Here is a 10395-nt window from a genome sequence, read left to right on the forward strand (position 1 = left end):
TCATCGTCATTCCTCCTGCTATCTTTTTCTATTATTCTACCTTATTTGATAGTAGATTTAAAACTTTGCAACAGAACCAAGATGAGTATATTACCAGTATTGAACTAGAAGGACAAGATGATGTTTTTGAATTGGGTTTTGAAATTACTCTTGGAGGATTAGATCTTATTAGATATCCTAAAAACTATATCAACACTATACAAGAATCTAATAGTAATATAGTTAATCCATATCAACCGTTTTATTTAAACTTTATTTTTTATTTCCAAAGAGGGATGCGCGATAGTATTCTAATAAATCATTATTCGATTTTTATAAATGAAGATATGTTAAAAGAAGGTACAATAAAAATTCGCTATACTGTTACAAAGTTTAGAAATGATTATAAAGAAAAATACTTACTTTCAGATTTTATAGGTAATATTTTTCATTTATCGGTTAGTATGTCTGAAAAAGAAATAATACTTGATAATAATGATGATTTTGCAAAATACGCTTTCGATAATTATAATACTTTGTTTAAAACAAAAATCCCATATATTGATAAAGGTGAATATAATGGATAAGTCATATACTCCAAAACTCCAGAAGACAACAAGAAAAACATTTACTACTAATGAAGCTATTCAAAGAGGCGAATATGAAGCAAAAATTGAGTATTTTGATTATCGAATTAGCAATTTAGAAAAAAATTTTGAATCTTTTACTAACAATCTAGAAAATGAGATTGATAAAAGATTTGAATTTATCTATTTAAAGAAGGCAGAATTAAACAAAAAAAGTAAGCTTGATTTTTTCCTTAATTTTTCTCCTATAATAATTAGTGTGATTTCTGTTGGTATTACAATTTATTTAACATTCTTAAAAAAATAATATGAGTGGGCTAATTTTTAAAGAAAGAAAAGAAATACTCAAGCAATGGATTCTAAATCATTTAGAATTAATTAGCTGTATAGTTGGATGAACAAGATAAATTATGATATGTAAATTCCTTTAGTTTTTTATAATTGTTGAAAGTTCGAGCTATCATAGCGATCAATACTATATATATCCATATGAGCGATAATTCTATGAAATCTACGAAAGTAAGTAATCGATTGATTTTTAGGCATATAAGAGATATTGCAGTGTTTTAGAATGTTTGATATACTTTTATCGTCAACGATATTTCTGTCGTTGTACCCACTCCTAACAGTTTGAATATTTTTTGCAGTCTTCTGTTCAATTATGGGCAGAAGTTTTTTTGTTTTTCTTCATAAATATTGAATACGTTTTTTTTAGTCGGTATAATTTTATTGTGAAATTAATTTTATCAGGAGGAGACAATGAAGCGTTATCTTTTTTTGTTAGCAAGTATTAGTGTATTGTCTAGTATTAGTTTAGGGGAATCTGTATCTGCAGAGGAAATAAACACAGGAAATTCGACAGTTGTTACTGAAGAAACGATAGTTTCTACTGAAGATACACAAGTGACCAGTGAGACACAATCTTCAATAGAAACAATAACTACTAACGAGACAAGTAATGTAGAACAACCACAAACAGCAATTATTAATGGACAAGAAGTTACACTGGAAGCGCCAGAAAAAGCAGGACAAAGTGAAGCAAATGCAACACAAGCGCCTAAAGAAGAATTAATGGATGAGTCCATGAGCAGTAGTGCGAGAGCAGCGGTCAAAACGATTCCTATGTATCGTTTATTCAACCCTAATAGTGGGGAACATTTTTACACACGAGATACTGGTGAACGAGATCACTTAAGAAAAATTGGTTGGAATTATGAGGGAATTGGTTGGCAAGCACCAACAAGCGGTGATCCTGTTTATCGTTTGTACAATCGATATAATGGGGAACATTTCTACACGTTAAATGCGAAAGAGCGAGACAACATTACAAAACAAGGCTGGAAATATGAAGGAATTGGTTGGTACTCGTATAAAGGAGCGAATGGGATTCCAGTAAGTCGTTTGTACAATAAAAAAGTTAATTGGCATCATTATACGCTAGATGAGAATGAAAAACGTGTGATTACTAAGCAAGGTTGGAAATATGAAGGTGTAGGTTGGTATGCAGTTGGAAATGGACAACCAAGTAATGATGATTACAGATTGTTAGGTGTAAAAAATTATAATCAGTATGCTTTAGGTGCGCCAAGTGGTTGTGAAGGAGCTTCTCTCTTACAAGCTTTGCAATATAAAGGAAAGTTGACAAACTGGAGTTTGAGACAATTCTTGAACACGATACCTAAGTCACCGAATGGAAATCCGAATAATGGATTTGTTGGTAGTCCGTTTGTCGAAAATTCATGGACATATTCTGCTATTTACCCTGCCCCACTGACTACTTGGGGACAAAAATATGGGAACGTTCAGAACATTTCAGGAAGTTCTATGAATACGTTGCTGAATGAAGTGAAGAACGGAAATCCTGTGGTTGCATGGGTTACGATTAATTTCCAACCAATCCGTTGGGGGAATTGGAGCTTTGGTGTAGCCGCGAATAATAATCATGCCGTTACATTGGATGGCTATAACAAAGGAAGTAATCAGGTACATGTATCTGACCCAATTAGTGGCTCTTATTGGATGAGTCGTACGACATTCGAGAATATCTATAATGCTCGTAAATATGCGGTTGTCGTTCGTTAATAGATAGCACTGTCATGAATGGTTAGATATGCTATAATTGAATGGTAGAAAAGTGAAAAGATGGTGGCTAATCTCTTGAAAAAGGGGTGATGCCTATGGTTCATAGCTTTATCCCTAGAAGGGAGTAGCACGTGTCAACGTTTGAAGCAATTCAACTGATGATCGCTTTTGCGACGTTAGTTTTGCTGATTATTGACCATAAAGACCAAAAAAAATAACCATCTAACACTTTGACCGGCGTTTAGATGGTTAAGATACTATTTATATCGCAGTCACCGTCTTTTTAACGGTTCTACAGGGGAGCTATGTTTGCGCATAGCTCCTTTTACTTGTCTCAAGTATAGCAAAGTAATGTGAAGTTTGCAAATATAGCAAAGTAATATTTTTTACTATTTGTATATTATACTATTAGTAGTAAGATATACAAATATTATTTGTTTTCTTTTTTCTTATTGCGCGCCTCATAAGTTTTCATATACATATCAAACATTAACCGTTGTTCTTGAGACATAGAATTTTCTAGTCTATCTAATAAACTAGCAACTAAATCGTCTTGTGTTTCATAGTCTAAGGTATTCTGTAATGCATTTACTCGATTAACATTATATTTTTGAATCCTAATTGTTCCATAGACTTTATTTTTTTTAGGTCTTCCAACTTTTCTTTCTTTTGTATTATCGGTTGTTTGACTTTCTTGTTTGTGCTGTTCTACAAAATCATCAATACTAAATGTTTTTTTTGGTTTAGAAGTTTCTGTTTCTGGAATTTCTCGTGTAAATTTTTTACGTGAAGGATCTTTTTTAAATTGTTTAACCATAATTACTCTCCTATTCGTTGAAGAAATTCGTTAGTAATTTCAGAATAAAAATCATGCAATTTAATATCATGAAAATCCCATTTATCTGTGAAATCTTTGTCAGCGATTCCTGTTCTATCATAACCTTTTAAACGCTCCATGTGTCTAACTATATGAGCAAAGACATATTTTTCACCAAAACTTTCTAAAGCATCTTTAATTATTTGATTATCTACTCCAGAATCATTTTTCATTAATACTGGTAATACACCAGCAATATCAAAATCTACTGTAGGATACTTATTATAAAAAGTTTGAGCATATTCCCAAAAGGCTTCTGCTCCATCTAGAGAACGTTGCTGAGTTTGTAAAACGATAATTAAGAAATCCGATGTATATAAAGCTGTATTGGTGTACAAAGATATAGTTGGTGGACAATCAATAATGATAAAGTCATAATTTTTCTCAATCTCTTTGAGAAGCTTTCCAAAATGAGCTATTCTTTGTTCTTTATAATGTTCAATGGTCGGTGGATAAACAAGTTCCATATAGTCAGGATAGTCAACGAAGTCTTTGTGTGATGGTAATAAGTCAAGATTCGGCATAATATTGACTATTGCACTTGATAAATCTTCTTCTTGAATTGCTACCATCATGGTTTTTTCATTAGGCATTTCAGTATTGTGTAATCTAGTATAAGTTCTATTAAGTAATTGAGTAGAATTTGACTGGGGATCTAGATCACATAGTAATACTTTTTTTCCTTTTTTTGCTGATTCATAACCAAACATAACTGAGTTTGTTGTTTTACCTACCCCACCTTTGAAATTTCCAAATACGATTTTTTTAGCCATATTTATCCGCTCCTAACGATATTTTTTTACTACATAAATTATTTTAACATAGATAATTTCTTACTACAATAAATATTTTTTGCAAATTTACTATTTGTATATTGTACTATTTGTATATTGTACTATTTGTATATTGTACTATTTGCATACTTAAATTATTTTATAAACCTAATAAAAACCCTTAAAAATAAGGAAATACTATTTGTATATTATACTATTTGTATATTATACTATTTGTATATATAAATAAAAAAGAACTATCTAAAAAAAATTTAGATAGTATAATAAAATTAAATTTGATGGTTTACAATTTTATTCTGAATGTGATACTGTCATTAATGAAAAAAATACATAAAAAAGAGAGACGGAAATAATTGACTTTGGTCGGATCAATTATTTCTGAATCACATGAATAGAGCTCATGTGTTCGCGCTCGTCTCAATAAATAATTAAGTGGTCTAGCAAACCACTTAGTTGTTTTATAAATGTGCTTAAATTATAGCACATTTGGAGCGAGCAGTTCAATAGATAAAGCAATATTTTTCTAGGTTTTTCTAGGAATTTAAGCCGAATATTGAAAGAGAACACAGAACCATTTTTAAAATTGGCATGTGTTCTCTTTTTCAATACAATTCGGAGGAAATTTTAGGATGGAAAACTTAGATCAATGCTATGCAGCTTTGTTGAAACAAGGCATTCGTACATACAAATATCGAAACAGCACCATGAAGCCTGTCGGGTATGAGAATACCAGCAGAAATGGTGCAGTCTTTGCGTACCGCAGTAAACAACTAATGAACGCAGGACGTGGCATGGTTATTACGTCTGAAGAAGCGATTTTAGAAAATCAATCAAAACTGACCCATTGGACGCCAAACGTTTATCGCTATGGGACTTATGCAGACGAAAATCGTTCAGTTGTCAAAGGACACTCAGAAAAGAATTTAAGTCAAATCAATACTTTTGTGGTAGATATCGATTCAAAAGAAAATCACCAGGGAGAGATTTTCTTAGCTTGTGTGGATGAACTAGGATATATGCCAACGATGATTTTAGAATCGGATCATGGCTATCAAGTTTACTTTGTGTTAAAAACACCTGCATATGTGACGAAAAAGAGTAATTTCAAAGTAATTGAAGTGGCAAAACGTATTTCTACAACAATTCGAACACAATTGGCTAATCAGTTACCAGGTATCGATGTAGGTTGTAACCATTTTGGGATTGCTCGATTTCCAAACCAACAAAATATCGTTTTTTGTGAGTTAGAAAATCAATATTCTTTCTCTGATTGGTTAAATTTGTCAATGAAATGGGCGTCTAACCAAAAAACTGAAGCAGAAAGAAATGCGAAATTGATTGTTTTTCCTGAGAAAAAAGAGTATCGACAAGTCGATGAGCCTTGGTTTGATTTGTTACTACGAAAAGCAGATATTATCGGGGGAGAAGGTCGATTAGGACGAAATAACGTGATTTTTACACTCTCTTTGGCTTATTATTCTTCCGGTTACGGACAAGAAACTTGTGAGTATAACATGTTTGAGTTTAACGAACGCTTAAATGAGCCGTTGTCTGAAGGCGAAGTGCGAAAGATTATCAAAAGTGCCTATTCTGGCAATTATCAAGCTGCCAATCGTGACTTTATTTTGGAATTATGCCAGGAATGGGTAGCTTCAGATATTCAAGAAAACGAGTTGTTTATCCAACGTCGTGGCTGGTGGAAGTTCAAGAAACCACGTGAACAACGGGAATATAGTCATAAACATGAATGGCAAGAAGATATTATGCGCTATTTGAGCGAAAAAAGTGATCTTCGTATGCCTTATTTGAAACTGTCTAAAAAAGAATTGGCGGAACAATTAAATATGCCATTAAGAAGTCTGGATCGTGCATTAAGCGCCTTAAAGCAAGAACACAAAGTGTTCTACCAAGTCAAAAAAGGGCGTGGTGGCGGACTTTTACTTGCTTCAGTACGTGTATTATTCGCAAGTTTGATCCAAGCGAAGAAAGAAGAAAAAGAAGCCTTTATTCAAGGAATCATTGCGCAGTTTAAGCTAACAATCGATGAATGGACAAGTACAATTCAACAACTAATTCCTGAGAAAGAAGCCCAAGAAATCAGGCTATTTGAAGTCGATACAGGTTGAAAAAATAAAAGACGTCAATTGCCTTTTACAATATATCTTTGATACTCTTTAGCTTTTTACCCTAGTGAAGGTCTTATTCTTAGACTGTGTATTATTATTACGTTTGTAATTATACGTAGTTATTTGAGGAGGATTTCGGTATGTCTTTGAAGCTTTATGTTTATTCTCATGTTGTGAATGTGTATATTTTAAGGTATTTAAGTATGCCTGTTGAACAGTTTTGCGAGCTTTATGGTTTTAATCAGGGAACTGTAGCTAGTTGGGTAACGAGGGAGCGTTCCGTAGAGACGTTGCCTGAGTCGTTTATTTATGCCTTGTCTTTAGCTTCTAGTCGTAGTATGGGAGAAATCTATGAGGAATTGTTAAAACTACAAGATGATTATTATCGTTATCGGGAACGTGTGGGATTTAAGAAAGGAAAGAAAGTGAAAAAAAGATTAGACTGAAATCATTACATTTTTAAATATTACAATTTTTACAAATAAAATTGCTTATTTTTTTCACAATAAAAGATTAGAAAATAATTATAAGACGTCATAATCGTTGAATTTAAATTCAAAATCGTTATATTTTTAAGATTTCAAAAAAGGGGAACTCTTGTTCGGTAAAAAATTTTATGATATACTTTTTTTGTTAAGATTTTTAAAAAATAAAAGTTTTTTCCAAAATGTTTATAATCGTTTTAGTTTTTATTTTTCTAAAGTCTTTTCAAATTAAATTAATTGTGCAATACTTAAATTGTCAATTGATCGAGCAGCTGTTCAAATTTATTCATGAGTAAATTACTGTATTTGTTGTGAGTAGAGGAGGATGAAAGCCTACGGTTATCGACTTTTTCAAATGTGGAAAATAAAAATAGAAAATTTATTTGCAGATTGTAAATGAATATGTTATCGTTTTTTTAGAAATTTCCTAATTGAAATGAAATTAAAAGTAAATATACTTTTTTTGTTGCTGTGCAATGTAGAGCTCAACAAAAAAAGGAGTGGTTTAGAAATCTCGCTGAGAAAGAGCGCCAACTCTTTCAAAGGTCATCGATTTCTATCCCGACCGTTACAGATACTAACGGTGCTGCTCCTTTTTGCCACATTTCCTGTGACACGAACAATAATAGCATAAATTGGATATGAATAACACTCTTGACCTTTGTGGGTATTTGAGTATCATTAAAAATTTATGGAGTAGTGTATCTAATTTCACTGGGTGCAGTGCGTATATTATTTTCGTATTGTGAGGAAGACTCTGGTGGCATAAAGAGAGAGACTGTTATTATCTTTAAAGGTAGTAGCTAGTCTCTCTCTTTTTTGTTGAGTTCTACATTGTTCGACAACAAGTGGAACAATGATTTGACATTTTTTTTAAGGAGGTCAAGGAATGGATGGGAAATTTTGTACAGTAGAAGATCTGAAACAACAAGCAATCACAATTAAGCTCTATGACAACAGTGTTTGGGCTAATCTAGGGGACGGACGATTTATTGATCGTCAAACAAAGAAAATCCGACCAGTTTCTTTGCTTTATCGTTCCACTCGAACAGTTGTCGGTGCAGGAAATTGTGTGATTGCGAAACGGAAAAAGAAACGAGAAGGACTGTTGTTTCTACCTCGTCCATACAAGTTAAAACGTAGCTAACCCTAAAAAAATTTTTCTTGTTTGCAAGTAAATCTCTTTACTTGTGAACACTTTGATCTTTGAAAACTGAATAAAAAGAACACAGTTTAAGGGTGTAAGAAAACCGTCTGGTTTCTAAATGAGGAGGTGTAAAAGATTTAGAAGGAGATATGAATGTTTTCTTACCAGTCGTAGATATTCTAGCTGTCTAATCTACGGTCGTGTTTGGAAGGACAGTACCTGAAGACTTAGTGAACCTTTAGGATGATTTTGTGGAAGTAAGTTGTAGAGGAATGAGTAGCGCAGGTAAGGGTTGCTTTGACAACTATCTGTTAGCAGAAGGATTTCTGATACTTTGAGTATTTCGAGCAATTTACGGTTCACAGGTTGAGCATTTACCTAACATGCCAGGTTATCGTTTTACCTAACAACGAAACACTATTTTTTATTTGTAAACAAGAGAAATTTTTAACAGGAGGGTTTTCAATGACGGAAATTCAACGATTAATTTGTTTTTTAGAATCTGGAAAACGCAAGGAAATTTCAATGGCTGAATATGTTTCTCTGCAAAAGAGGAAACATAAGTGGTCAGAAAGGCGTTATCGCCAGTTGCTGGCTGAATTATCAAGAAGTCAGGCGATTCCTCCAAATTATGTCACTCAAAACGGGCAGGTTGTACGAATATTAAAACTAAGAACTGCTTAGGTTTAGAAAAGTAGAGGGGACACCTGCTAATAGAGAAGGGGACACCTGATGGGAACAAAGAAAAAAAGAATTAAGATTGCGGTCAGTGAAGAAACGATCCAAAAACTTCAGTGGATCGTCAAAGAAGATCAAAAGAAAAGCAATAAGAGAATTTATCCTTGTGACTCTTTAGAGCGAATAATCGATAACGAATATGTTATACGTAAAGCATTTCGAGACAATTAATTAAGAGAAGGAGTGAATGCCTATGGTAAAGGTTATGGGGAAATATACCGGACGTGTGTATTATTCCTGTTCAAGTAAAAAAGAAGCCAATGAATGGATTCTTGCGAAAAAAATCTTTGAGCCATTAGTACTTCTTGTTCTTCCTGGAAAAGAGGGGATTGCATGAGAACAAGTTATAATTATCGCTCTTTAGTCGATGGGTTTAGTCGGAAGTTTAATTTACAAGAAGAGCAAAAAATGATTCAACGTTTCGAGAAAGACATTTTAGCTGAGATCAAGAAGAGAAAGGATCGAAAGCTTTTAGTAAGTCAATATATTGCGAATTTTTCACACAAGGAAAAACGTTGTTTTTTCGGTCTTTTGAAGCGATTTGAACGAGTGAAGAATTATCAAAAGAACAAAACGATTTATTGAATCGTATGTTAAGCATATACGAAGAAAAAATTGATATTCGTACGATAATTGATACTTTTGATGATTATAGAAAAAGTATATCAGGCCCAATCAATAAGATGTCGGATGAAGACTACTGGAAAACGATTATAGTCTTGATAGAACAAACTCAATCAATTGATGACAAAAATGAAAAGAAAAAAAGTATGACTCATGAACTAAAAATATTACCTGTATATTTTGAAGCAGTTGTTAACGAACGTAAGCAGTTTGAGATTCGCAAGAATGATCGTGATTTTCAAGTTGGTGATCAGTTAATTCTAAAAGAATGGAATAAAGATGGCTTTACAGGTAAGTCATGTCAATCTGAAATTACGTATATAACAGATTATCTGCAGAAAAATGGGTATGTTGTATTGAGTATTAGAGTAGGAGAATTAGAAAATGAAAAATTATGATCCGAATAGCCGATGGGGAAAACACACCATTAAAGTTTCTTTTCAACTTAGGATTACAAAGGGTTTGTGATATTTATCTTTTGGCAAGGTATAAGGAACTCATGGAAGACGACCAATTTGTTTATTAATTTCATTTTTACTTCTTTCTTTTCATATAAGATCTTACGAGGGCAAGCCCCTCGTAAGATCTTATACGATTATGAGTTCAAAATGATCTTTTATGAATGAAAGCGTAACATTAGAACGAAAATTGTTATAATTAGAAATGAAACTATGCTCATTTTTCTTTATATGCGAAATAGGTATTCTCTTTGTCAGTTACTTTTATTGGCAACTGGACTTCTTCTCAAGATTCAGGGGAAAGGACAGCAAGATTTTTATTTTGAAATAATACCATTGTGATTTGAGTCTTCCCTAAAATTTGAATATCAGCACCTTGAAGGGCTTTTAATTCGCTTAGCGAAGGACAATTAGAATCACGGTTCTGTTGCAAAGTTTTAAATCTACTATCAAATAAGGTAGAATAATAGAAAAAGATAGCAGGAGGAATGACGATGA

Annotated in this window: 14 protein-coding genes and 1 pseudogene; 12 read left to right on the forward strand and 3 right to left on the reverse strand. The window is 32.7% G+C overall.

Features of this window, described 5'->3' with window-relative positions; all coding sequences use genetic code 11:
- The 4 genes from DVW83_RS13650 to DVW83_RS16170 form a co-directional block, all read left to right on the forward strand.
- On the forward strand, window positions 1–566 hold a 566-nt coding region (locus tag DVW83_RS13650; RefSeq protein WP_174784291.1), incomplete at its 5' end, for a hypothetical protein.
- On the forward strand, window positions 559–873 hold the full coding sequence (locus DVW83_RS13655; protein WP_137239548.1) for a hypothetical protein: 315 nt from the start codon (window positions 559–561) through the stop codon (window positions 871–873). The genes DVW83_RS13650 and DVW83_RS13655, both read left to right, overlap by 8 nt.
- 452 nt (window positions 874–1325) lie before the next feature.
- Window positions 1326–2648, forward strand: coding sequence for a C39 family peptidase (locus DVW83_RS13660; RefSeq protein WP_137239550.1), 1323 nt, complete (start codon window positions 1326–1328; stop codon window positions 2646–2648).
- Window positions 2649–2779: 131 nt separating this feature from the next.
- On the forward strand, window positions 2780–2866 hold the full coding sequence (locus tag DVW83_RS16170; protein ID WP_219842351.1) for a putative holin-like toxin: 87 nt from the start codon (window positions 2780–2782) through the stop codon (window positions 2864–2866).
- A gap of 212 nt (window positions 2867–3078) precedes the next feature.
- On the opposite strand, the gene DVW83_RS13665 is transcribed toward DVW83_RS16170, so the two are convergent.
- Together DVW83_RS13665 and DVW83_RS13670 are read right to left on the reverse strand one after the other, a co-directional pair.
- The gene (locus tag DVW83_RS13665) at window positions 3079–3465 is read right to left on the reverse strand and encodes a DUF5388 domain-containing protein (protein WP_137239551.1); all 387 of its coding nucleotides are present in this window, start codon (window positions 3463–3465) and stop codon (window positions 3079–3081) included.
- Between the two features lie 2 nt (window positions 3466–3467).
- Window positions 3468–4298 carry a ParA family protein gene (locus DVW83_RS13670; protein ID WP_137239553.1) on the reverse strand — a complete coding sequence of 277 codons (831 nt, stop codon included), beginning with the start codon at window positions 4296–4298 and terminating at the stop codon, window positions 3468–3470.
- 650 nt (window positions 4299–4948) lie between these two features.
- On the opposite strand from DVW83_RS13670, the gene DVW83_RS13675 reads away from it, so the two are divergent.
- The 8 genes from DVW83_RS13675 (at window position 4949) to DVW83_RS15700 (ending at window position 9837) form a co-directional block, all read left to right on the forward strand.
- A complete protein-coding gene (locus DVW83_RS13675) occupies window positions 4949–6445 on the forward strand; it encodes a primase C-terminal domain-containing protein (RefSeq protein WP_137239555.1) in 1497 nt (498 codons plus the stop codon).
- Between the two features lie 140 nt (window positions 6446–6585).
- A complete protein-coding gene (locus tag DVW83_RS13680) occupies window positions 6586–6891 on the forward strand; it encodes a type III secretion system protein PrgN (RefSeq protein WP_137239557.1) in 306 nt (101 codons plus the stop codon).
- 928 nt (window positions 6892–7819) lie between these two features.
- Window positions 7820–8077, forward strand: a complete 258-nt coding sequence (locus tag DVW83_RS13685) for a hypothetical protein (protein ID WP_123863209.1) — start codon at window positions 7820–7822, stop codon at window positions 8075–8077.
- A gap of 465 nt (window positions 8078–8542) precedes the next feature.
- Window positions 8543–8761 (forward strand): hypothetical protein, encoded by a 219-nt coding sequence (locus DVW83_RS13690; RefSeq protein ID WP_096710568.1) that lies wholly within the window; start codon window positions 8543–8545, stop codon window positions 8759–8761.
- 48 nt (window positions 8762–8809) lie between these two features.
- Window positions 8810–8986, forward strand: coding sequence for an addiction module toxin RelE (locus tag DVW83_RS13695; RefSeq protein WP_123863208.1), 177 nt, complete (start codon window positions 8810–8812; stop codon window positions 8984–8986).
- Window positions 8987–9008: 22 nt separating this feature from the next.
- Window positions 9009–9152 (forward strand): hypothetical protein, encoded by a 144-nt coding sequence (locus DVW83_RS15255; protein ID WP_167592709.1) that lies wholly within the window; start codon window positions 9009–9011, stop codon window positions 9150–9152.
- The gene (locus tag DVW83_RS13700; protein ID WP_123863207.1) at window positions 9149–9400 is read left to right on the forward strand and encodes a hypothetical protein; all 252 of its coding nucleotides are present in this window, start codon (window positions 9149–9151) and stop codon (window positions 9398–9400) included. Before DVW83_RS15255 ends, DVW83_RS13700 begins: the two co-directional genes overlap by 4 nt.
- 5 nt (window positions 9401–9405) lie before the next feature.
- The gene (locus tag DVW83_RS15700; protein WP_238699427.1) at window positions 9406–9837 is read left to right on the forward strand and encodes an ASCH/PUA domain-containing protein; all 432 of its coding nucleotides are present in this window, start codon (window positions 9406–9408) and stop codon (window positions 9835–9837) included.
- A gap of 346 nt (window positions 9838–10183) precedes the next feature.
- Here DVW83_RS15700 and DVW83_RS15710 read toward each other — a convergent pair.
- A pseudogene (locus tag DVW83_RS15710) lies at window positions 10184–10395 on the reverse strand (hypothetical protein); the annotation flags it as partial.

The organism is Enterococcus sp. VV15, assembly GCF_005236045.1.
Taxonomy (GTDB): domain Bacteria; phylum Bacillota; class Bacilli; order Lactobacillales; family Enterococcaceae; genus Enterococcus_B; species Enterococcus_B durans.